General features: G+C 40.0%; 27 protein-coding genes, 2 tRNA genes and 1 pseudogene (1 of these 30 only partly in view). 16 read left to right on the forward strand and 14 right to left on the reverse strand.

Annotation, left to right across the window (positions count from 1 at the left end):
* Positions 1-188 (forward strand): annotated as a pseudogene (locus IPO83_10935) (AI-2E family transporter) (it extends 938 nt beyond the left edge of the window).
* 177 nt (positions 189-365) lie between these two features.
* On the opposite strand, the gene IPO83_10940 reads toward IPO83_10935, so the two are convergent.
* The 4 genes from IPO83_10940 to IPO83_10955 form a co-directional block, all read right to left on the reverse strand.
* Positions 366-2,030, reverse strand: a complete 1,665-nt coding sequence (locus IPO83_10940; protein ID MBK9731782.1) for a DUF748 domain-containing protein — start codon at positions 2,028-2,030, stop codon at positions 366-368.
* A gap of 78 nt (positions 2,031-2,108) precedes the next feature.
* Positions 2,109-2,780, reverse strand: a complete 672-nt coding sequence (locus IPO83_10945) for a PorT family protein (GenBank protein ID MBK9731783.1) — start codon at positions 2,778-2,780, stop codon at positions 2,109-2,111.
* A 238-nt stretch (positions 2,781-3,018) separates the two neighbouring features.
* The gene (locus IPO83_10950; protein MBK9731784.1) at positions 3,019-3,189 is read right to left on the reverse strand and encodes a DUF1328 domain-containing protein; all 171 of its coding nucleotides are present in this window, start codon (positions 3,187-3,189) and stop codon (positions 3,019-3,021) included.
* An 82-nt stretch (positions 3,190-3,271) separates the two neighbouring features.
* Positions 3,272-4,255 (reverse strand): YihY/virulence factor BrkB family protein, encoded by a 984-nt coding sequence (locus IPO83_10955; protein MBK9731785.1) that lies wholly within the window; start codon positions 4,253-4,255, stop codon positions 3,272-3,274.
* Between the two features lie 223 nt (positions 4,256-4,478).
* On the opposite strand from IPO83_10955, the gene IPO83_10960 reads away from it, so the two are divergent.
* From IPO83_10960 to IPO83_10985, 6 genes are all read left to right on the forward strand, one after another.
* Positions 4,479-5,051, forward strand: a complete 573-nt coding sequence (locus IPO83_10960; GenBank protein ID MBK9731786.1) for a ferritin-like domain-containing protein — start codon at positions 4,479-4,481, stop codon at positions 5,049-5,051.
* 142 nt (positions 5,052-5,193) lie between these two features.
* The gene (locus IPO83_10965) at positions 5,194-5,397 is read left to right on the forward strand and encodes an FAD-binding oxidoreductase (protein ID MBK9731787.1); all 204 of its coding nucleotides are present in this window, start codon (positions 5,194-5,196) and stop codon (positions 5,395-5,397) included.
* Complete coding sequence (locus IPO83_10970; protein MBK9731788.1) at positions 5,360-5,608, forward strand: FAD-binding oxidoreductase; 249 nt, start codon at positions 5,360-5,362, stop codon at positions 5,606-5,608. Before IPO83_10965 ends, IPO83_10970 begins: the two co-directional genes overlap by 38 nt.
* 11 nt (positions 5,609-5,619) lie before the next feature.
* Complete coding sequence (locus IPO83_10975) at positions 5,620-6,102, forward strand: low affinity iron permease family protein (GenBank protein ID MBK9731789.1); 483 nt, start codon at positions 5,620-5,622, stop codon at positions 6,100-6,102.
* 98 nt (positions 6,103-6,200) lie between these two features.
* On the forward strand, positions 6,201-6,665 hold the full coding sequence (locus IPO83_10980; protein ID MBK9731790.1) for a response regulator: 465 nt from the start codon (positions 6,201-6,203) through the stop codon (positions 6,663-6,665).
* Positions 6,666-6,944: 279 nt separating this feature from the next.
* Complete coding sequence (locus IPO83_10985) at positions 6,945-7,454, forward strand: pyridoxamine 5'-phosphate oxidase family protein (GenBank protein MBK9731791.1); 510 nt, start codon at positions 6,945-6,947, stop codon at positions 7,452-7,454.
* Positions 7,455-7,525: 71 nt separating this feature from the next.
* Here IPO83_10985 and IPO83_10990 read toward each other — a convergent pair whose 3' ends face one another.
* The 4 genes from IPO83_10990 to IPO83_11005 form a co-directional block, all read right to left on the reverse strand.
* A complete protein-coding gene (locus IPO83_10990; protein ID MBK9731792.1) occupies positions 7,526-8,038 on the reverse strand; it encodes a DoxX family protein in 513 nt (170 codons plus the stop codon).
* 51 nt (positions 8,039-8,089) lie between these two features.
* Positions 8,090-8,329 carry a hypothetical protein gene (locus tag IPO83_10995; protein MBK9731793.1) on the reverse strand — a complete coding sequence of 80 codons (240 nt, stop codon included), beginning with the start codon at positions 8,327-8,329 and terminating at the stop codon, positions 8,090-8,092.
* Between the two features lie 64 nt (positions 8,330-8,393).
* The gene (locus IPO83_11000) at positions 8,394-8,969 is read right to left on the reverse strand and encodes a DUF4142 domain-containing protein (protein ID MBK9731794.1); all 576 of its coding nucleotides are present in this window, start codon (positions 8,967-8,969) and stop codon (positions 8,394-8,396) included.
* Between the two features lie 46 nt (positions 8,970-9,015).
* Positions 9,016-9,312 carry a YXWGXW repeat-containing protein gene (locus IPO83_11005; protein ID MBK9731795.1) on the reverse strand — a complete coding sequence of 99 codons (297 nt, stop codon included), beginning with the start codon at positions 9,310-9,312 and terminating at the stop codon, positions 9,016-9,018.
* A 258-nt stretch (positions 9,313-9,570) separates the two neighbouring features.
* Here IPO83_11005 and IPO83_11010 point away from each other — a divergent pair, with 258 nt between their 5' ends.
* Positions 9,571-10,011, forward strand: coding sequence for a hypothetical protein (locus tag IPO83_11010; protein ID MBK9731796.1), 441 nt, complete (start codon positions 9,571-9,573; stop codon positions 10,009-10,011).
* Positions 10,012-10,105: 94 nt separating this feature from the next.
* On the opposite strand, the gene IPO83_11015 is transcribed toward IPO83_11010, so the two are convergent.
* Complete coding sequence (locus IPO83_11015) at positions 10,106-11,017, reverse strand: YihY/virulence factor BrkB family protein (GenBank protein MBK9731797.1); 912 nt, start codon at positions 11,015-11,017, stop codon at positions 10,106-10,108.
* A gap of 536 nt (positions 11,018-11,553) precedes the next feature.
* Between IPO83_11015 and IPO83_11020 the strand changes: the two genes are divergently transcribed.
* Positions 11,554-12,651 (forward strand): hypothetical protein, encoded by a 1,098-nt coding sequence (locus IPO83_11020; protein ID MBK9731798.1) that lies wholly within the window; start codon positions 11,554-11,556, stop codon positions 12,649-12,651.
* 41 nt (positions 12,652-12,692) lie between these two features.
* A complete protein-coding gene (locus tag IPO83_11025; GenBank protein ID MBK9731799.1) occupies positions 12,693-14,189 on the forward strand; it encodes a magnesium chelatase in 1,497 nt (498 codons plus the stop codon).
* A gap of 156 nt (positions 14,190-14,345) precedes the next feature.
* On the opposite strand, the gene IPO83_11030 is transcribed toward IPO83_11025, so the two are convergent.
* Together IPO83_11030 and IPO83_11035 are read right to left on the reverse strand one after the other, a co-directional pair.
* A tRNA-Thr gene (locus IPO83_11030) sits at positions 14,346-14,418 on the reverse strand.
* Positions 14,419-14,506: 88 nt separating this feature from the next.
* Positions 14,507-14,580: transfer RNA gene (locus tag IPO83_11035), tRNA-Pro, on the reverse strand.
* 153 nt (positions 14,581-14,733) lie between these two features.
* Here IPO83_11035 and pdxH point away from each other — a divergent pair.
* Positions 14,734-15,378 carry a pyridoxamine 5'-phosphate oxidase gene (pdxH, locus tag IPO83_11040; protein MBK9731800.1) on the forward strand — a complete coding sequence of 215 codons (645 nt, stop codon included), beginning with the start codon at positions 14,734-14,736 and terminating at the stop codon, positions 15,376-15,378.
* 54 nt (positions 15,379-15,432) lie between these two features.
* Here the strand turns inward: pdxH and IPO83_11045 are convergent, their stop codons facing one another.
* Both IPO83_11045 and IPO83_11050 read right to left on the reverse strand, forming a co-directional pair.
* The gene (locus IPO83_11045; protein ID MBK9731801.1) at positions 15,433-15,615 is read right to left on the reverse strand and encodes a 30S ribosomal protein THX; all 183 of its coding nucleotides are present in this window, start codon (positions 15,613-15,615) and stop codon (positions 15,433-15,435) included.
* Between the two features lie 159 nt (positions 15,616-15,774).
* The gene (locus IPO83_11050) at positions 15,775-16,047 is read right to left on the reverse strand and encodes an HU family DNA-binding protein (protein MBK9731802.1); all 273 of its coding nucleotides are present in this window, start codon (positions 16,045-16,047) and stop codon (positions 15,775-15,777) included.
* A 391-nt stretch (positions 16,048-16,438) separates the two neighbouring features.
* Here IPO83_11050 and IPO83_11055 point away from each other — a divergent pair, with 391 nt between their 5' ends.
* On the forward strand, positions 16,439-16,594 hold the full coding sequence (locus IPO83_11055) for a hypothetical protein (protein MBK9731803.1): 156 nt from the start codon (positions 16,439-16,441) through the stop codon (positions 16,592-16,594).
* 128 nt (positions 16,595-16,722) lie between these two features.
* Here IPO83_11055 and recG read toward each other — a convergent pair whose 3' ends face one another.
* Positions 16,723-18,837: an ATP-dependent DNA helicase RecG gene (gene recG / locus IPO83_11060; protein ID MBK9731804.1), complete on the reverse strand. Its 2,115-nt coding sequence runs from the start codon at positions 18,835-18,837 to the stop codon at positions 16,723-16,725.
* 157 nt (positions 18,838-18,994) lie between these two features.
* Between recG and IPO83_11065 the strand changes: the two genes are divergently transcribed.
* From IPO83_11065 to IPO83_11080, 4 genes are all read left to right on the forward strand, one after another.
* Complete coding sequence (locus IPO83_11065) at positions 18,995-19,495, forward strand: DinB family protein (GenBank protein MBK9731805.1); 501 nt, start codon at positions 18,995-18,997, stop codon at positions 19,493-19,495.
* A gap of 72 nt (positions 19,496-19,567) precedes the next feature.
* On the forward strand, positions 19,568-20,293 hold the full coding sequence (locus IPO83_11070; GenBank protein ID MBK9731806.1) for a PorT family protein: 726 nt from the start codon (positions 19,568-19,570) through the stop codon (positions 20,291-20,293).
* Between the two features lie 99 nt (positions 20,294-20,392).
* Positions 20,393-21,082 (forward strand): outer membrane beta-barrel protein, encoded by a 690-nt coding sequence (locus IPO83_11075; protein MBK9731807.1) that lies wholly within the window; start codon positions 20,393-20,395, stop codon positions 21,080-21,082.
* Positions 21,083-21,159: 77 nt separating this feature from the next.
* Entirely contained in the window at positions 21,160-22,800 is a 1,641-nt protein-coding gene (locus IPO83_11080; GenBank protein MBK9731808.1) for an NAD+ synthase, read from the forward strand.
* Positions 22,801-23,067 lie beyond the last annotated feature (267 nt).

Raw genomic sequence — 23,067 nt, forward strand, 5'->3', positions numbered from 1 at the left:
GGGGCGTGCCCGGAATGTTCTTGTCTATTCCATTGACAGCAATACTGAAAGTTATATTTGACCGTGTTGATTCGCTTAAAGCCTGGGGAATCTTATTAGGTGATAATATTCCTTCGCCGGGTAAACAGATATTTAAGTTTAAGCTTCCGAAAAAGAAAGCAGAAACTTCTTTACTGAAACAAAAGTAAGCTGACAGTGATCTCAGATGTTTTGATAAGAAGACAAATTTAATGCTGCTGCACTCTGTGATCTGAAAGCTGGACCTGAATGCTTTAATTCAAAAATGCAGTGCTTTTAACCTCCCCGGAACTACGAAGGTTTACAAACAATTATTATTTTAAAGCGATTGACAAAGCGTAGGATTTTTATTTCTTAGCTAAGCGGGATTTTGCATGTGGCAAATCCGCGTTAGCGGGTTTGTTTAACTTTTCTTCCTCAAGACCAATAGAAGATTTAAACCCGCTGAAGGTGAGATTCCAGGAATAATTGATAATGTTTCGTTCAGGATCACGTGTGTAGTCAATTTTTCCAACACGCAGCACATCATTCTTAGGATTCTCCTGAACCAAAATGATTTCGTTTGCAATAAAATTTTTCAACCCGTTAACAACTTCACTGCTGTTTTTATCTTCCAATGATTTCACTTCGAGATCTGAATAAACAAATGTCATTTGTCCGGTTCCTTTTACATTGTCAGCAGCGCACCACATCTGCATACGTTTCGCATTGCCTTTGCTAATTTCCATGGGAGCAAAATTCTTGATCATGGGATTGAGAATCTTCATGTCATAGCTTTCCATATTCATGGAAGTGAAAAATTTATTTTCTGCAAGAAGAAAGGAGACATGTGTTCCTACGGTCGCCTGATTCATCAACAATCCTGTACCCTCCACCTGCATCGTGTCACTTTTTTCCATTTCAACATTCGAAATTCCTGTTGCGGATCCTTTTATTTTGGAGATGTTTAATGAACCACTTTCAGTTGCTCCTTCTGCCAGCTCTTCGTAAGTGATATCTCCGTCAGCGAGGATAATTTCTCTTATGGTCAGCGGAAAAGACAAGTCAAGTAACATTTCGCGTGGCAAAGGTTTAACGCCGGGAGCACGCGCGATATTTTTATCCCGATAGTCATGAAGAATAAAAGAACCTATTTCAATCTGATCAAGCAAAACCGATCCAAGTAATATGATATCGGTAAAGGCGGCGGAATGAATTTTTAAATCAATCAACTTTAGTTGTACGCAATCTGACTGATGTCCAAGTTGTGTGGCAAATTTTTCTTTCTTAACCGATGGATGAAGTAAAATGGAATCGACAGTAAGTATGTTGTTTTTACCGGATAAGCGAAGTGCCGGGACCTGGAAAGCATAGAGTCCTTTGAGAAAATGACCCTGGATGCCGTTAATGGAAGCGTTCATTTCACCTGCATTAAACCTTTTTTCTGATCTGATAAGTGTGGAGTCGATAAGGATGTCATGGAGCTCATAATTCACATCACGAATCGTTAGCAGCAGATCGGTGGTATCCTTTGATGATACTTTTATTTCCCCGTGTTCAATCCTGAAAGTGCCAAGCTTAAAATCTGTCAGACCATTTTGATGTAGGGTTGTGTACAAATTAATCTCCTTGGTACTATCCTTCTTAACCTGTGTTGTATCAAAATTGGAAAGGTGGACGTACGGATGCTCAATGGTTACGTGGCTTGCGGATAAAGATTTATTGCTGAGGTATTTGAAAAAATTGATTCCGGAAAGTGTGATAGAAGCGGCACGAATGTTTATGTTGTTTGTTCCTGAATCACTTTTTGAATCAATTAATATATCTGTAGCGCAAACGGAAGCTGTCAGCAGATTTACATATAAGGCACCATACTCAATTTTATAGGGAAGAGAATCATTTTCTACGATTGCTTTGTCTATCGTTTTCCGCAGATAAACTCCTGAACCAATGCTAATGAAGGTTGCAATTAAAGCTAAAGCGGCTGAAACATATATAAATATATTTAATGCTTTGTAATTTGAGTATTTCATAGTTTAAGAGGGAAAATATAACTGCGGGAAGGAACATGTCAAACCTTAATCCTGTTCCTTTCCCACAGTGAAATGAAACTAGAATTTGAATTTAACCCCTGCATAAACTGCATAGGTCATCAAATGAGACCTGTCAAGTAAATAATACTGATCCGTGGTAATGGACTTGCTTTGATCGCTGACATCCACCAGACCAATTACGCCCCGATAACCTATGTCAATTGAAAAATTGGGGACAATGCTAAAATCAAGTCCCGCACCGTAAGCAATTCCAATGTCAGCGGGCTTTGCAGCAAAAACAGCTGTTATAGTATCGCCTTCCGCTGACCCTGTTGCGTCGAATGATGATCCTGCCAGTATGCCAAACTGAGGTCCTACAGCAAAGTTAAGATTGACTGGACTACTGCTATTGGTATTGAGTACAAGCAGCAAAGGAATATTCACGTAATTAAGCGTAATTCTCCTGTTCACATTCATGTTGTCGACGTAATCCTGGGCGAGCGGCGAATAAAGCAATTCTCCTTGCAATCCTACGTGATCTGTCAGATTAATCCCGAGCAGCCCTCCGAATCCATATCCGATAACCGCCTGTGTTTTATAAAGATCACCATTTGATTGCGAAACCTTAAAATCTGAAATCGTAGGCATGAACCTGGCGCCCAGGTAAAATTTACCCGGAACCTGTGCATTACTTTTGAAAAAGGTAAAACTCATGAGTATTACCAGTACACTTATTGTTATCCGTTTCATAGCTATTTATTTTGTGAACAAATATTGATTGGACATTCAGAAAAAATCATTCCTCAATTGCCTGTTGTTTCGTTTATGCAATAAATAATAGTGGAATGAGCATTGATATCTACACAATGGGAATAAGCATGCTCGAAAATTATTTTTATTTTGATAAACAAGATAATTTCCAAGCTTCTTTTAAATTAAAAATCCACTGCTGAACCAGGCCGGCAGTGGATTTTTTTGATTTTGTTCGTTATCTCTTTTTAAAAAGCATGCTCCCGAAAAGCAATGTTCCCAGAAACAAAACGATAAAGATAAAGAACAGAATTTTTGCAATGGAAGCAGCACCTGCTTCAATACCTGTGAATCCGAAGATGCCGGCAACAATTGCAATAACAAGAAAAATAGCGGCCCATTTTAGCATAGTAGTAAGTTTTGGAATTGATAAATAAAAATAATGCCACGGCTCAAACAGAGGGATGCAAGCTCCCTAACACGCAGTGGTATCAGCTTTTAAGTTTGATTTTTCCTTCAGGATCTTTCATGGCTCCCTCCGCCGGAATAATTTTTTTTCCATCCATCAGTTTGGATTGCCTGGTAAATTCTGCACCAAAGAAAAAAATCATGCAGGAGTAGGAAATCCATAACATGATCAGTATCACTGAACCTGCCGCGCCATACGTGCTTGTTGGATTGGCCTTCGCGAAATATAGACCAAGCGCTAATTTACCAATGGAAAAAAGTGCAGCGGTTAATATGGCGCCCCAAACAACTTCATTCCATTGAATCTTAGCGTCGGGTATGTATTTATAAATCAACGCAAATAATAAACTGATGATGGCAAATGAAATCAAAAAATTTAATGCCTGCAGTATCACAATGGTTAAGTCCGGCAATTGTTGTTGCAACCATTGGCCAAGAGCAGAAATTATTGCTGTTATTACGAGTGAAATAATCAGTAGAAAGCCAATCGACAATATCATTCCGAAGGAGAGCAGACGCGTTCTTACAAATTGAAGAAAAGCCTTTTTCTTCGGCGCTGGTTTCACTTCCCAGATCATGTTGAGTGTTTTTTGCAACTGAACAAATACACCTGTTGCACCCGCGAGCAGTGTGATCACAGCTATTATGGTTGCCCATATTGATTTGTTGCCAATGGACGCGTTCGCAATCATTTCCTCTATCTGTTTTGCGGTGTCAGCTCCCATCATATCTCTAATCTGCCTCGACAATTGTCCGGTTACCGCTTCTTTTCCGAAAATAAATCCGGCAACAGCAACTACAATCACCAGCAACGCTGGAAGCGAGAAGATCGCATAATAGGCAATGATCGCGCTTTCACGGAATGGATCTCTTTCATTCCATGCTTTAAAAGTTTTTTTAAGAAGATCCCATGTGGAAGGTATATGATGAAAGAATTGGGATAAACGGTTTTTTTTCACCTTATTTTCTGTGTTAACTGGTGATTCGAGATTGCTGGCTGCTTCCATACTATAATTGTGTGAAATGGTTAATCTGCAAATCCAATGCTGATTGTTTAAGTCGTTTCAGATATTAAATTTTATCAAGTACGAGCACAGAAACGTAGAATTCATTACTCATATGTGTAGCACTTTTTACAATATCAACAAATTGAAACGGCTGTACCGCTTAACATCAGTTGGCATAATTTTTAAAACAGGCAGCAAATCTTTTAACCAAAAAAAATATACCATGGAAAAGAAAGAGATAAAAAAAAGTGCGCCTTCTGCGCTAAAGAAGAAAGCAGAAGATCAGGATGCCACAATGGATCAGCACACCGAATTGAAAGATTTTTTTACGGATGAATTGAAAGACATTTATTGGGCTGAAAAACACCTCGTTAAAACACTTCCTAAAATGCAAAAGGCAGCAACGACTGATGAATTGAAGCAGGCATTTGAAGACCATCTGGAAGTTACCCGTGGTCATGTCACTCGTTTGGAGCAGGTATTTGAAATGATTGGGGAAAAGGCACAGGCGAAAAAATGTGATGCTATGGAAGGACTAACAAAAGAGGGAGAAAGCATCATTGAAGACACTGATGCCGGAACAATGACGAGGGACGTAGGACTCATCATGGCAGCGCAAAAAGTAGAACACTATGAAATTGCCACGTATGGTGGTTTGGCGCAGTTAGCAAAAACGCTCGGACTTAACGAAGAAGCTTCTGTACTGGAAGAAACACTGAATGAAGAAAAGGAAGCGGATAAATTATTGACTGAAATTGCAGAAGAAGGCATAAATGTGGAAGCTGCGGAAGAATAAAGGATTGCAGCATGGCCGGATCTTTTTTCTCGGGAACGGGTTTTGAAAAAGTAATTGGCAAAAACCGGTGGTGAATTAAAGGACGCAGTTATTTTCAAATCCCGTTCTTGATTTATTGAAAAGCAGTGATAAAAACCTATTGATGAATCTAAAATCCGGCTATCCATTCTGGTTGATAAAAAGTGGCTTGCCTTTCAATTATCGTCAACTAAAAAAATCCATTTGTGCCGATATCGCAATTCTCGGAGGTGGCATATCCGGAGCACTGGTTGCATATGAGCTGGTGCAAAAAGGAATCGATTGCATTGTTGTCGATAAGTATACAATTTCCTCACCTGACCTTTGAACCTGAATTTAACTGGACAGGAACGTTTGGTGTTACGAGGGATGGCTTACCTTATGTGGGGGCCTGTCACAAGATGCCGAATGCTTATTTCTGCCTTGGGTTTGGTGGAAACGGTATTGTTTTCTCCCAAATTGGTGCGGAAATTATTGCTGATATCTTCCTGAAGAAACCCAATAAAAACGCGGATATTTTTTCGTTTAACAGGCATTAAATATTTCTTCGATGAAAAAGAAAGTAAAAAAGACCTCGAGATTCTTTGACCATCTTGCAACCACGATAACTAAAATAACAGGACGACCCGGTGCATTTCTTACAGCCGCCGGGCTGGCTATAGTATGGGGAATAACAGGTCCTTTTTTCGATTATTCCGACACGTGGCAGTTGGTGATCAACACCAGTACTACGATCATCACTTTTTTAATGGTTTTTATCATTCAGCAATCTCAGAATAAAGACACAATGGCCCTGCAACTTAAATTAAACGAAGTGATTGCTGCGAACGGGCATGCAAGCAATCGACTGATTGATGTGGAAGACCTGACAGAAGAAGAATTGCAGGTATTGAAAAAATATTACGTGAAATTATCGCGGTTGGCTGAAAATGAAATTAACCTGCATCAAACGCATTCAATGGATGAAGCGGAGAATAATCATGTACAAAAAAAAGCAAAACAATCCCCAAAACGACGCAGCTTCAATCAATAGCAGTACGATTTTCCAGAGGCAAACTGCTGATTTTTATACTTTGGTTTTATTGTGAAATATGCAAGAAACTATGGTTATATTGCCTTCAAAACCACCAAATGTCAAGTGCAACGAATTCTATCCATATTCTTTTCGCGGATGATGATAGTGATGACTATGAGTTTTTTAAAGAATCTATTATTGCGGCGGGAATTAAAGTTCAGCTCGACAATGTTGAAGATGGTGAAAAGTTAATGCAATACATTTTAAAAGTCGAGCAACCTCCACCACCTGATATTATATTCATGGATATTAATATGCCATTTAAAAACGGCAAACAATGTTTGCAAGAAATAAGAGAGAATAAGAGATTCGATCATGTACCCATCATTATGTTTTCAACTTCCGACAACCCTAAGGATATAGAAGATACTTTTTTGAAAGGTGCCAACTTATACATTTCAAAAATGATTTTCTTCGGTGCCGAACAGGAAGTGTTGCAATACCTGTTTGCAGAAAACTGGAAAGAAAAGCTGGTGAATATCCCGAAAGAAAGATTCGTGATAAAAAAGCCTTTTAAGTAGAAGACTATTTATTAAGAAACGGAGCCTATTGTTGTTGACCTATTTTTTTCTTTCCTGCACTCTCTTTGTAAATTCCGCAAACATACTTTAGTCTTTTATGTCCGCAGAAACTATATGTGAGCGTCTTTTCCGGTTGTGCCCTTGGATTGAACAGTGTATAGGAATTTGAGAAATAATCTTCCCGTTTCCCCATGTTCAAAAGCGATCTAAACGCGATTTCCGTTGATGCGCTGCATGGCACATTTTTATCTGTTGCCAGGGAAATAAAAAAACAGAACTATGGAAAAAGAGCAAAATTCAGAATCAAAAGATCTTGAAAAGTTCCGCGAATTGTTGAAGGACATTCATTCCTGCATGATGATTACTACTTCGGTGGAAGGGGAGCTGAATGGGCGACCCATGGCGGCCACGGAAGTTGAACAGGATGGTACGCTGTGGTTTTTTACCCAGGATAATTCGAAGAAGGTGAGGGAAATTTCAAGAAATCAGAAAGTGCTGCTTACTTATGCCAGTAATGCAAAGAATTCATACGTCGTGATAAACGGTACTGCCGAAATTTCAGAAGACAAAGAAAAGATCAGGGAGCTTTGGAATCCTTTGTTTAAAGTTTGGTTTCCCGACGGTGCAGAAGATCCCAACATTGCGCTGGTAAAGGTGAGGCCGGTAAAAGTGGAATATTGGGATGGTAATTCGAGTAAGATCATTCTGGCAATTAACTTCCTGAAATCAATCGTAACCGGTAAAAAGTTTGATGAAGGAGATCACAAATTGATAGTGCTCAACCAATAAAAATCATTAAAACAAAAGGCATCAGAAGTTTGATGCCTTTTGTTTTTACAACGTTACAAAGGAGTTGTTTCTTAAAGAATGTTTGCTTCTTTGTCAAGAGGCGAAGCAGATGAAGCGCCTTTGTATTCTTCATCCGATTCATCAGTTAATCTTGATCGCTTGCTGTTAACCAGGTAATAATAAGCTGAGCCTCTTCCGGACCCGGTTAAAAAAAATAAAATCAGCAACAGCAACACGATGATAGAAAATAATAATTCACCTGCGGAAATGAATCCCGTGTTTGAATTGACAAAAATAATCGCCACCAGCAACAATGGAATGTCGATCAGGCAACTGATCCTGGTCGCAAGACCGATAACGATTAAAAATCCGGTTACCAGGTGCAGGATTGCGATTGCATGCGCCCAGACAATACCATCTGCAATACCGAACAAATCATTTAATAGCCGAACAAGAGAGGAGGTATCTGCTATAAACATAAATCCTTTTACCAATAAGCAAAGTCCCAATACTACCCGCAATGCATCCATCCACGGAGAATGATGTCGGTCACTCCATTTTTCTAAACTTTCCAATGATTTCATATTTCTTTTTATTTGTTTAAATGAATCGTCTTCTCCGCACCATCTTAATTATTATTTTTTTTCCGCCTGTTTCAATTGTTGGTTGAAACGTTCATTTTCGTTTTCAGCATTTCTCAAAGGTTGGTTCCCGGTAGCTCCCTGTACTTCATTTTCATTTCTGTCTTCCGTACTTACATCGAATTCATTTTCCTGTGAAGTAGAATGCTCATTTTTTTCCTGTTCGTTCTTTTTGTGAGCAGCATCTCCGGTAGCATGTTCCTCTTTTGGATTCCTTTCTTTAACGTTTTTCATAGTTATGATTTATATAGTGTTTTCAATTTCAAAATGATGAGTAGGACTTACCACCGGATCAGACCTACATCGTTTTTTCATTCAATTTATTAAGCATGTCGTAGTGCTTGCGAACTGTCGGCAGTGCACCTTCTATCCACGCCTTAATTTCAGAATCTCTCACATCTTTTAAACCTTCTTCGAGTTTACTGATTGATGCTGTATGTTTCTCCAGCATCTTATCTGCCCATGCTTTATCAAAGTTCTCGGGTTTTGCATCATGCAGATCGTCAATAGCATTTTTTACTTCTGTTGAATCATCCATCGGAACACTGATAGTTTTGGATGCTGCAATAGATTTTAACTGGTTCACCATGCTTGTATGGTCGTCTACCATTTGTTTCGCCATGGATTTTACGTCAGCAGAACTGCTATGCATTCCTGCATATGATGCAAGATTAATCTCATAGTAGTTACCTGATATGACGTCCACTACGAACTGTGCGTCTTTTTCGCTGTCCTTTGTGTTGAACTTATCATCATTTTGTTCTTCAGCCGTTTTCTTTCCTTCATCCTCTGATTGGGTTGAATCCGAGCAGGAATAAAGCAGGACGGAACTGCAGAACAATAAATAGAACGACTTCTCAATGATCTTTGACATTGTTTTAGATTTTATAGTTTTTAAAATTAATGACCATCACATGGTGCTACTTCCAATGACCTGGAACCCATTGGTATCCACCTTTTACCTCGCGCCAGTGTCCGCGTACCCAAACTCCATCTGGTTTCACAACAAAATCCGGCGCAACATACACGTACTCCTTTTTAGTACGGTCCCAACTCCATTCAGGTCCTCGTAAAGCATAGGTTGGACCGGGAGAACTTTTTTCAATCACAACAGGAGCTTCCGGCTGCACTACAACTTTTTGTGGTGCACAGGAAGTAAAGCTCAGTGCTGTTGCGATAAGTAAACCCGGAATAATTGATTTGCTCGTGATGCTCATGATTTTCGGTTTATATGGAGCGAGCGATTAATATGCCAACCGGTTTTTTAGGCCAAAGGCCATTTGATTTAATTATTCGTCCTGCTTTATGTGGATTTAATTCCCCGCATTGATATAGAAATTCAACAGTAGCCTGCTATTAACTTAAAGCATTGTTCATTTTTCATTCTATCTGAAGATATTGTATGAATACGGAAGAATTGCAGGATGGCATTTCTTTGGTTAATACAACTTATTTCTGAACAAAATTTTTCAAAGATGAAAAAGCAATGTTTATTTATGCTGGTGATGGCTTTCGGCTTAACCGTAGCCTTAGCACAAACACCTGGAACAGTGATTTCCAGGTTCAAGACAGATTATCCTGCCGCGAACGCCGTAGAGTGGAAAGCAGATGCAGACCGTTATAAGGTTACTTTCACGGATCAACAAAATTTGCATCATATGTTGATTTACGATAAGGCAGGCAAAGTTTACGGCAGGGAGAGTGAGTTGGCGGAAGCAAACGTGCCTGCTTCAATCAATGAATATATTATAAAAAATTATCCAAAGGAAACAGGTGCAAGGGTTTGGTTGACCGAAAATGAAGCAGGTTTAAAATCTTACTATACACCCATTGATGATGCCGTTTTGTTCTTTGATAAAGATGGCAAATTTGTGAGAAGGGATGCGCGTACACCGGAGGTCATGCAACCCAATTAAGAATTCCGGATATAATAAATTTCAGAACATCCCGTAAAGTCAGAGAAGTTGCTGAATGCCCATCACTTCTCTGACTTTTTAATAAATTGAAAGTCTATTTCATTTCAATAACTTTCTTTTCAATTAGTACAGCATATTTTTTTGGTGTTATTTTTCCTCCGATAAGTTGCGTATAAACCTGAGTGAACTCAGCTCCAAAATAGAGAATGATGGCATTGTAGTAAACCCAAACTATAATAATCATGATGGATGCGGCAGCACCATAAATAGAAGCGATATTGCTTTTCGTGAGATAATATCCAATTACAAATTTTCCTATCATAAAAAGCCCGGTTGTCACAAGCGCACCTACAATTACAAAGCGCCATTTAATGACAGCATCAGGCAGTATTTTAAAAATAATGGTAAAGAGCGCTGTGATTGCCACCATTGTAAGCAGGTTGTTAAATGCGAACAGGAAATACAAAGTGATTCCCGGAAAATAATTACCGATAGCTGTGCTCAACAGATTCACCAATGCACTGATCATTAGCGTAACTGTTAGAATAAATCCGATGGTTACCAGCATGGAGAAGGAAAGCAGGCGATTGATCAGTAATTTCAGAAGTCCTCTTTTGGGTTTTGCTTTTATACCCCAAATGCTGTTGATAGAGTCCTGTATTTCTCCAAAAATCCCTGATGCAGCAATCAATAGTAAGGCTGCTCCGACAGCAGTTGCGAACAATGTATCCTGCGTGAGATTGATGTTTTTAATCATATCCTGTATTTGAAGCGCTGCCTGCATGCCCACTAAAGAATTGATTTGTCCATAAACTTCACCTTCTATGGCTTGCCGCCCGAAGAAAAAGCCAAGCAACGACATGATGATCAAAATTGCCGGCGCCATTGAAAAAATAGTGTAGTAGGCCAGGGCAGCACTGTACTTAATTGCATGGTCTTCAATGAATTCTTCAACTGTTTTTTTTAGCAGTTTATAGATAAAGGCGAGAAGATGCATGATTTTCATGGTATTGCGGTTTGACGAAGAGTAGATGTCTTGAAGCTAAAGCTATTGTATTCTAAAGTGAGTTAAGGATTTTTAGCAGCATTGAAAAATCGCAGGGAACTGCAAGCCGTGAAATTCCTGATAAGACAGAATGTTTTAAGGATGTTTTGAGTCTATTCAGTCAATTTGAAGTAAAGTTTTCTTTTTTAAGCGAAAACTCTATTTTTGCCGTCCCATTTACTCCTCTTTAGCTCAGTTGGTTAGAGCGGCTGACTGTTAATCAGTAGGTCCTAGGTTCAAGTCCTGGAGGGGAGCAAGAAGGCAGACAGAATTGTCTGCCTTCTTTTTTTTAGTACAAGAAATTTATTCTTTACAGATTAGTTAAAAACTGTTTGGTCCGGTACATCATGGATGCTGACTGCTACTTTTAATTTTAGGTACTGAATCTGACAATGCGTTGGCGCTGCAGTTTTATAGAACATTGAACTTTTTCCCTCAGGATTGTTTTACATTTATTCTTCAATTCTAAAAATTTAAGTCATCACTGTTAAAGTTTCATCTTGAACCTCCGATTCACCAATTATATTCCTCCTGCTGATGGCGGTGATCCGTTTAAACGGCTCCTCGACCTGTTTCTGCAACTATTGCAATACACCAAAGGAGATCCTTATGAAGCCCTTGAATGGATGAATGAACTGGACAAGGAATATAAAATGACCAGCGATGAGTATGGCATGGGAGATTTCATACAGGAACTGAAAGACAAAGGTTATATAGAAGAGAATCCCGCCAATGGAAATTTTTCTGTGACAGAAAAGGCAGGTCAGGTAATCCGTAAACGATCGCTGGAAGAGATATTCGGAAAACTGAAGAAATCACGTCCGGGAAGTCATAAGACTACGTATTCTGGTGAAGGTGAAGAGCTCACAACGGATTCAAGACCGTATTCTTTTGGCGATTCCATTGATCACATCAATATCACATCGTCTATCAGAAACGCCCAGATCAATCATGGGATGGATGAATTTAAGCTTACAGAAGATGACCTCGAGATCCAGGAACGGGAGATGAAAACGCAAACTTCCACCGCGCTGATGATTGATATTTCTCACAGCATGATTTTATATGGTGAAGACCGTATAACACCGGCCAAGAAAGTTGCGATGGCGCTTGCTGAATTGATCACCACACGTTTTCCAAAAGATACGCTCGACATCATTGTATTTGGCGATGATGCGTGGAAAGTGGAAATCAAAGACCTTCCATTTTTGCAGGTGGGCCCATTTCACACGAACACCTGCGCCGGTCTCGATCTTGCCATGGAATTGCTTCGCAGAAAGAAAGCCAATAACAAACAGATCTTCATGATTACAGATGGAAAACCATCCTGTTTGAAGGAGAATGGCAAGTATTACAAAAACAGTTTTGGTTTAGACCGGAAGATCGTAAACAAAACCCTGAACAAAGCCGCTCAATGTAAACGCATGAATATTCCCATCACTACATTTATGATTGCTGAAGATTCTTACCTGCAGCAATTTGTGCGTGAGTTTACAAAGATCAATAGTGGTAAAGCATTTTATGCTTCACCTGATAATGTCGGCACCTATTTATTTGAAGATTTTGTACGCAACCGCAGAAAGCATTTGCGCTGATTTATTATTCTACCACCCTAATTTTTATCTTAAAACCAAGCATGAACAGAGAGAAGATCAATACGCTCGGCCAATTAAAAGCGGCGGGCTATCAACCCAAACCCATTAAGGAAGAAATGCGCGATAACCTGATCGCCGCATTAAAAGAAAAAAGAAATGTGTTTGAAGGAATTCAGGGATATGATGAATCAGTGATTCCACAGTTACAGACTGCCATTCTCTCCCGTCACAATATAATCTTGCTGGGTTTACGAGGACAGGCAAAGACACGACTCGCACGTCTCATGGTGAACCTGCTCGACGAATACATTCCGGTGGTGAAGGATTCGGAAATGAATGATGATCCCTTACAGCCTATTTCACGTTTTGCGAAAGACCAGATCGCTGAATGGGGCGTGCAGACGCCTGTTGCATGGCTGCACCGTGATGAACGGTATGCGGAGAAGCTTGCAACTCCTGATGTATCTGTAGCAGATTTGATTGGTGATGTGGATCCGATAAAAGCGGCTTCCTTAAAACTGAATTATGCAGATGAAAGGGTGATCCATTATGGAATCATACCACGTTCACACCGCAGCATTTTTGTTATTAATGAGTTGCCGGATTTGCAGGCACGCATACAGGTTTCATTGTTTAATATTTTGCAGGAAGGAGATATTCAGATCCGTGGTTTCAAGATGCGGTTGCCATTGGATATTCAGTTTGTGTTCACAGCGAATCCTGAAGATTATACGAATCGCGGATCTATTGTCACTCCGTTGAAGGATCGTATCGACAGTCAGATTCTCACGCATTATCCGAAGAGCATTGAAACATCCCGTGCCATCACCGAACAGGAATCAGATATTACTGCATCACAGCGTGAATCAATTACGATTCCTTCCTTGTTGTACGATCTGATTGAACAAACAGCTTTTGAAGCCCGTGAAAGTGATTTTGTAGATAAGAAAAGCGGTGTATCGGCACGACTCACTATTTCAGCGTTGGAAAATCTCTACAGCACCGTTGAACGCAGAATGCTCATTAATAAAGAAGCTAAAGGCTACGCCCGCTTAGCAGATATCTATGGCATTCTTCCCTCTATTACTGGAAAAGTTGAATTGGTTTACGAAGGAGAAGTGGAAGGAATTGCGACTGTTGCCACCATGCTGATCGGAAAAGCATTGCGCAAACAATTCTCGAATATTTTTCCAAACCCGGAAAAAAATAAAAAGGCCAAAGTAAAAACGGTGAGTCCTTATGCAGAAGTGGTGAACTGGTTTAATGAAGGAAATAAAGTGGACATTCTGCAAAATGAACCGCAAGCTTCGTATGAAAAGTCTTTGCTTTTTGTAAAAGGATTGAATGAACTCGTGAAGGTTTATTTTCCACGCGCAACAAAGCAGGAACAATTATTCATGATGGAATTCGCGCTTCACGGACTTGCAGAATTCTCACAACTCAGCAAGCATCGGCTCGAAACAGGCATTCAGTTTAAAGACTTGTTGGGAAGTATGATGAATTTTGGGATTGGGGAAGAGGAGGAGGAGTTGAATTAGTGGTGAGTAATGAATAATAAAAGTCATTAGTCGTTAGTCCTGAGTCGTTAGTTGGGTCATTGGGCATTAAGTCATCATTCATTCAGTCATTAGTCATTTGTCATTGGCACATCGACACATTAAAACACCGGCACATTAAGTTTTCATACTTCCCTGAGCCTCCCAAGGGACTTGAACCCTCGACCTACTGATTACGAATCAATTGCTCTACCAACTGAGCTAAGGAGGCAAAAAAACAGATATTCTTGAAACGATTTGAACATCTGAATTTTCCCACTCACCGGCATGCTGTACCAACGAGTTAAGGATGAAAAATGTCGGGGTGAGAGGACTCGAACCTCCGACCTCCACGTCCCGAACGTGGCACGCTAGCCAACTGCGCTACACCCCGAAAAAAATGGGCACTCTTAAATTAACAGGAGTATTTTACTTACCGCACTGGCAAATTTACTTTAAAATCTAAATTGCAATCAGAATTGTTGAAGTGTATTATGCATTGAATGCTGCTGCAATGGGTCATTTAAATACTTTTACAAAAAAAAATATGCAGCAGGAAATACTTGAACAATTGCGCCAGGAATATTCAGGACGCACATTGGATGAAGCATCAGTGATTAAAAATCCGCTGCAACAATTTGAGCAATGGTTTCAGGAAGCTTCACAGGCCGGTTTACCGGAAGTAAATGCGATGACGTTAGCGACCTGCGGTATTGATTTTAAACCTTCAGCACGTATTGTTTTACTTAAAGGACTTGATGAAGGGAATTTTATTTTTTATACGAATTACAACAGCAGAAAGGGAAAAGAACTATTGTGGAATCCATATGCAGCGCTGCTCTTTTTCTGGAATGAACTACACCGGCAGGTACGCATTGAAGGAAGAATTGAAAAATTATCAGGCGATGCTTCAGATGCGTATTTCAAAAGCAGACCTGAAGATAGCAGACTTGGTGCAATAGTTTCACCACAGAGTGAAGTAATTCCAGGTAGAAATGTGCTGGATGAAAACTTAGAAATTTTAAAAACGAAATTTTCAGGCAGCGAAATTCCACGTCCTTCTCATTGGGGTGGTTATCGTGTAATTCCTTACACTATTGAATTCTGGCAGGGACGCATGAGCCGGCTGCATGATAGGTTGTTATTTACACGTGTAGGTGCAGCATGGAAAATAGAGCGACTTGCTCCATAAAAAAATGTCCCGATTTTTTTATCGGGACAGCATGAATAGGCAATCGCAGGTAACTTACTTTTCTTTTTTCTTGGTCACTCTTTTTTTGGTTTCCTCTTTTGGAGCTGCTGTTGCTGCCGGAGGAGGAGTTGCTACCGGTTTTACGATTGCTTTAGTAGCTGTTCGCGCCTTTCTGCTATTGCCGAAAGAGCCAATGGTAATCTTACCACGTTTGGTTCTTTTATCACCTCTGCCCATGAATTATTGTTTTTATTGGTTAAAAATCAGGATTCGCAAAGGTGAGTAAAAATCTGTGAATAATGGTGGTGTTTTTTCAGACCATATATAAGTCGCATTTATAAAAGCGCATTCCGTGGGTGGAATGCGTTGCGTAAATTATTGAAGGACTTAATGCTATTATTTTACTTTGGCGGCGAATTCTTTTCCGGCTTTGAATTTTGCCACTTTGCGCGCCGGAATATTGATGGATTTTCCTGTTTGTGGATTTCTGCCTTTCCTTGCCGAGCGCTTTGACACACTGAATGTTCCAAAACCAACTAAGGTCACTTTATCTCCCTTTTTTAAGGTGCTCATCGTGGTGTGAATAAATGAATCCAATGCAGCACCTGCCTGTGCTTTTGAAACTTTGGAATCAGCAGCCATTTTTGCAATGAGTTGACCTTTGTTCATAAGAGGGAAATTTTTTTCGTGAAATAATTTTTTGATTTCTTTAGCGCATCAAAAATATGTGCTTTTGAGAATATTCCAAATCATTTGCAGCGTTTTTTTGCTGAAATGCTTGCGGCAGTAAGATTCAGAAGCATTATAATTTTTTATATGCTGTATCAGGCAGCCAGGAATCGATCAATCAAAACAGAAAAAATCCTTAAAATGAAAAAGCTCACCCTGCCTGTTCAGTTCTGAAACCATTGACAGGAAAAGGTTTCAGAATGATTCTCCTGTCTTCATGCAATGCATTAAGCTCTTAACCGAAGCACGATAAACGTTTTTGCCTTTGAATAAATAGCCACCATCAGAAAGATATTTTTTTCAGAGCATTATCAATTAATTTTACTGCACAATGAAAAAAATCCTTTTTGCACTCGCTATTTATATACTGCTTTCAGCCTGCAACCGTGCAGAATGTCCTGCATATATGAATGGTGAAGCAACAGGCGCTTCGGGCGCAAAGGGGAAAAAGCAGGAGTTGTTTCCTCCGGGAATGAAAAAGAAATGAGGTGAAGTATGAAATATGATGGGCCAATGACCCAATGACTAATGATTCAATGACTAATGACTAAGGACCAATGACCAATGAATGAATGTCTAATAACTAACGCCTGCTGTAACAACATAGATTGGTTATTAAGAAATCCGGCTCCATCTTTTTTCTTTCTTGTTCTGTGTTGACAGATAATTTTTAAGTACTGCATTTTGTTCTGCTTGCAATAACGGATCTGCTTCCAACAATTTTTCCGCTTCTTCCCTTGCCAAAGCGAGTATTTTCTGATCACGCGCAAGATCTGCTATGTGAAACGGAACAAGACCTGATTGCTGTGTGCCTTCGAGATCTCCGGGACCGCGCAAGCGCAAATCTTCTTCAGCAATACGGAAACCGTCATTTGTTTGTGTCAGAATATTCATGCGGGCACGTGCTTCTGATGAAAGCTTATCACCCGTGAGCAGAATACAATAGGAATCTTCAGCACCACGACCCACACGGCCACGAAGCTGATGCAGTTGAGATAATCCAAAACGTTCGGCGCTTTCAATCACCATCACACTTGCATTCGGAACATCTACTCCAACTTCAATCACGGTAGTGGCCACCATGATTTGTGTTTCATTCCGGATGAACCTTTGCATTTCCAGATCGCGCGCATCTGATTTCATTTTACCATGAACAATGCTTATCGCAAATTCGGGCAATGGAAAAGCACGTGCGATACTTTCATAACCATCCATCAGAAATTTATAATCCTGTTTTTCCGATTCATCAATCAATGGATACACGATATAAATCTGTCGGCCTGCTTTGATTTGTTCTTTCATGAATCCAAATACACGTAGCCTGGAGGAATCAAAACGGTGAACAGTAGTGATGGGTTTTCTTCCCGGAGGTAATTCATCAATCGTTGAAACATCAAGGTCGCCGTATAATGTCATGGCCAGTGTTCTTGGAATAGGTGTGGCCGTCATTACGAGTACATGTGGTGGCAAATGATTTTTTGTCCAGAGACTGGCACGTTGTTCCACGCCAAAGCGATGTTGTTCATCAATCACAATCAGTCCGAGGTTGTTGAACACTACTTTGTCTTCAATCAAAGCATGTGTTCCGATTAACAGGTGAATCTCGCCATCTTGTAAGGCCGCCAGCATCTTCTTTCGTTCACTGCCTTTTACTGATGCTGTTAATAATGCAACACGCAATCCAAGTCCCTCTGTCAGAAGTGTGAGGTTGCGGTAATGTTGCAATGCCAGTAATTCAGTAGGCACCATCATGGCTGATTGAAAACTGTTATCAATCGCCATCAGCATCACGAGTAAGGAAACAATTGTTTTTCCACTGCCTACATCACCTTGTAACAACCTGTTCATTTGCTTGCCTGAAACCAGGTCCATTCGTATTTCCCTGATCACTCTTTTTTGCGCGGCCGTGAGTTGAAAGGGTAATTTTTCATGGTAAAAACGATTGAAGGAAGGATCGAGTTTCGTAAAGATGAAACCTGCTGATGCCCTTTTCCTCCCCAGCTTCAATTGCAATATTCTCAGTTGACTGAAAAATAATTCTTCGAACTTCAGACGGTTTCTTGTTTTTTCCAGCATCGCTTCATTTTCCGGAAAGTGAATTTGATTGAATGCTTCAAAGCGCGGAATAAAATGGAATCGCTTCAGCAAAGTATCCGGAAGATTTTCGTTCAGATCATGTACCGTAATTAATGCTAAAAGCGTGGTCACTAATTTCTCGATGCCTTTTGAATGCAAACCTCTACCCTTTAATTTTTCAGTAGAAGAATACATCGGTTGTAAACGACCATCGGGTTTTTCCACTGCTTCTTCAAATGAAGTAATGTCAGGATGAACGATGGAATATTCGCCTTTGAAAATGCCGGGCTTTCCAAACACCACATATTTTTTTCCGATCTCCACAAATTTTTCTGCATACCGGATTCCCTGGAACCAAACCAGTTCCATTTCACCGGTGCCATCCGTGAAGTAGGCCACAAATCTTTTTCCCCTGTTCTCACCTACCAGGTTTTTCTCCACTACTTTGCCGATGATCTGAACGTATTGTGTGTGAGGAGTGAGTTGGTTGATTTTAAAGAAGGAAGTGCGGTCGATATAACGGAATGGAAAGTGATGGAGCAGATCGCCAAAGGTGAAGATGTTCAGTTCTTTTTTTAAAATGTCGGCGCGTTGTGGCCCAACGCCTTTCAGGTATTCAATAGGAGAAGCAAGCAGTTGATAGATTTGTGCCATGGCTGTACAAAAATAGGATACGGGTGCCGGAATTTTCCGGATACGAAAAGTGAAAATAATAAATGGCAGGTAAAAGACCGGATTAACTTTTAGCTGGATAATTTTGCCATCAAATAGATGCGTTCAAATTTGTAGTTTGCTGATTCAATCTTAAAAAATGTCGGCTTTCTCCACTCCCGAAAAAAGAAAATCAAAGATCAATTCCTTTGGCAACGGCTATCAGCGTTTGAGCGAGATGCTGCATACGATTCCTGAAGATGTAATGTCGTATCGTGCACATCGTGATGTGTGGAACATCAATGAAATGGTGATTCATCTTGCAGACCTGGAAGCAGCGGCGTATGTAAATTTCAGAAGGGCGGTGGCGGAGCCAACAGAAGATATTATTGCTTTTGATAAAGACCTTTGGGCGGAATCATTAACATATTATAATCAGCCCATTGATGCATCTTTAAAACTTTTTCGATTGTTGCGAACAAGTAATTATTTATTGCTGAAGAACATTTCGCATGATGGATGGTTGAACACGGTAAATTATCCGGAGAACGGACAGATAACGCTGGAAGATTTACTTGATTTGTATGAAAATCATTTCGAAACAGTAATCAAAGAGATACAGCGTAATGTGGATGATCGGATGAAGGAAGAGAAAAGATAAAAGTGAACGCATCAATCAGTTGCAGAATTTAACCAGCATTTCAATAATTACTTTTGCGCAAATGAACCACGTATGAAAAATCACATCATCTTTCTATTCCTTTTTTGTACTGCTACAGTTTCAGCTCAGGTAGATGATTCTACCGCTTCCATGATGCCACCGCAAATGGCCGGCGTATTGAATTTCCCAAAGCAATTTTTCTTTTTTGACTTCATCAACAGCGGCTGGTTAAATGCACCTGAAAATATTAAATCGAAACTGATTTCGGGCGGATTGAATATTAACCTCTTCTACGAATTCAATATTGTGAAAGCTAAAGTAGGCATTGCACCCGGCATCAGTTACTCTGTATCAGGTGTGAAAAGCAATTCAATTTATAAGTATGATTATAGTACCGCCGGATCCGAAATGGTGTATACGGATCTGGAGCCCTATTCAGATTCACTCTTTATAAAAAGTAAGCTTTCAGTATCCTATCTTGAAATACCCGTGGAAGTTCACATACATCTGAAACCTAACAGTAAAAAACTTGGATTTTTGATTGCTCCGGGATTCAGAGCAGGAATGCTGGTGGGTGACTTTTGGAAATTAAATTATCATCAATCCATAGTTGGTGCCGATAAACTGAAGGTTTATGGCATAGAAAATATTTCTCCTTTCCGTTATGGCGTGTCACTGAGATTAATGTATTATAAGTTTGGATTGTTTGGATATTATCAGTTGAATCATTTATTCGAAGAAAATAAGGGCGCTGCAGTTACGCCTTATTCAGTTGGTATATCTGTATCACCTTTTTAGCTGTACTACAGGTCAGAAAGCCGTTTGTCCATTTCAACTTATCTTCGTCCTGTAAACTAATTTCTCAATCAACTATCTAAAAATAAAATTTCATCTACTATGAAGAAAATCTTTCTCCTCCTATTTTCCTGTCTTTCTTTTTTCCAGGCTTCATCACAGGGAACACAGCAGGATTCCGGATTACGTTTCGGATTGACGTTATCACCACAGCTCAGTTGGCTTTCTGCAAATGATAAAGGCCTGGAAGGAAATGGTTCTTATGCCGGATTTAGTTATGGTTTACTGATGGATGTGCTTATTCCAACAAACTATGCATTTGCAACAGGTGTGCTTATTTCCTATGAGGGCGGAAAGCTGACCTACACCGATTCAACAAAGTTCAATAGTTTTCCTGACAGGATTTATCCGGCCGGAACTAGTGTGGACTATACTATTCAATACATAGAAATTCCATTGAGCATGAAGCTTCGCACCAATCAGATTGGTTACATTACTTACTTTGGACAGTTCGGTTTGCAAGGTGGTATTGCGATACGTTCGAGAGCAAATATTGCAACCTTGAACGGAAGTATGGAGGAAGCAAAGGTGGACTTTGGAAAAGATGTGACGCCCGGAAATCTGGGTCTGCTGCTTGGCGGTGGTATAGAATATCAGGTAAGTGGTAAGACAGCGCTGTTGGCGGGCCTTCAGTTTCACAATGGTTTTATTGATGCCACCGATAATCCAAAGGACTATAAAACGGTTTCAACGCTCGCACACTTTCGCTTGCAACTTGGAATTTATTTTTAGCAGCGACGCAATGCATTGCGTCACTACTGTATTTCCTGCATGGAAGTTTTACATTTGAGCCATCTGAAACAGAATCTATGAAGATTGCAATGGCACAACAGAATTACCTGATAGGTGATTTTGAAGGAAACAGAAAGAAGATTACCGATGCGATACGCCGTGCAAAAGAAATGGGAGCTGACCTTGTTATGTTCTCTGAACTGAGTGTCTGCGGATATCCTCCCCGCGACTTCCTGGAGTTCCGTGATTTTATTGATCAATGCGATGAATCAGTTCAGTTGATAGCAAAGGAAGCTGTTGGTATTGCGGTATTGATTGGAGCGCCTACCGTGAATCCAAAACCGGAAGGAAAAGACCTTTATAATTCTGCTTATTTTTTATATGACGGGACCATAAAACAAGTCATCAACAAATCATTATTACCCAATTACGATGTGTTTGATGAGTATAGATACTTCGAACCTAACCATGAATTCGGTGCCTTTGATTTTATGGGTAAGCGAATTGGATTTACAGTGTGCGAAGACCTTTGGAATGCAGGCATTAATCCATTGTACGTAACAACACCCATAGAAAAGATTGCTGCTTTTAAACCTGATTACCTGCTTAATATTTCCGCATCGCCATTTGATTATGAACATTCCCGCGACCGGATTGATTTGCTGAAACAAACTGCAAAGAACTACCGGCTTCCTGTATTTTATTGCAATTGCGTAGGTGCGCAAACGGAATTGATATTCGATGGTGGATCTGTGGTGATTACACCAAACGGAGAAGTGTTTGATGAGATGATGTATTACCAAGAGCAGGTTAAGTTATATGATCTTGATGAAGTAATGCATGCGCATGATTTGGAAAACCGTGAGCAACCCAAGGAAAAAATCCCGTTGATTTATCAGACACTCGTAGTTGGTATTCGCGAATATTTCAACAAGTTGAATTTTAAAAAAGCGATTCTTGGACTGAGCGGCGGTATTGATTCCGCTGTGGTGGCTTGTCTTGCAGTGGAAGCGCTTGGGAAAGAAAATGTAAAAGTGTTGCTGATGCCGTCACAATTTTCAACAGGACACTCCGTAAGCGATGCTCTTGAACTTTCAGGCAATCTGGATATTGCTTATGAAACCCTTCCGGTTAAAGATGTTTATGATGCAGCCTTGAATGTTTTGAATCCGTTTTTTGAAGGCAAACCGTTTGATGTGACGGAAGAAAACCTTCAGGCAAGGATTCGTGCTTTGTATCTGATGGCTTTCGCAAATAAGCATCATTTCATTGTGCTCAATACTTCTAATAAAAGTGAGATGGCGGTTGGTTACGGTACTTTGTATGGTGATATGTGCGGCGGACTGGCAGTGCTCGGAGATGTGTATAAGACGGAAGTGTACGAAATCGTGAAATATATTAACCGTGATAAAGAAATAATTCCGGCACATATCATTTCGAAACCACCATCTGCCGAATTACGACATGACCAGAAAGATGCCGACTCTTTGCCGGAGTATGCAATACTTGATAAAATATTGTTTCAATACATTGAGAAACGAAAAGGTCCTAAAGAGCTGGTGGCGCTTGGCTTTGAAAAATCATTGGTTGATCGTGTGCTGAAAATGGTGAACATCAGCGAACACAAACGCCATCAATCGCCTCCCGTGTTGCGGGTTTCTGCTAAAGCATTCGGATCGGGCCGCAGATTGCCGATTGTTGCGAAGTATTTATCGTAGCCAATAAATTGAGTTGCTCATCTGCTGATTTTTTCAATGCACTTTAAACGGACGATAAAAAACTGCCTGAAAAAAACCAGCAATGTTCCTCGACATTTATGTCAAGCTATTTCCCGAGTTAAAAGTCGGGAACACAAACTTCTGATTGCCTAAGCATATTATTTTATATAATATAAACGACTGAATCCAGATGCATTCAGTCATTTTTTCCTTTCATCAACTCAAACCATCCGTTCACAAAATAGATTTGAATTCCGGTTACGTGCA

It is taken from the genome of Chitinophagaceae bacterium (assembly GCA_016717285.1).
Classification (GTDB): domain Bacteria; phylum Bacteroidota; class Bacteroidia; order Chitinophagales; family UBA10324; genus JACCZZ01.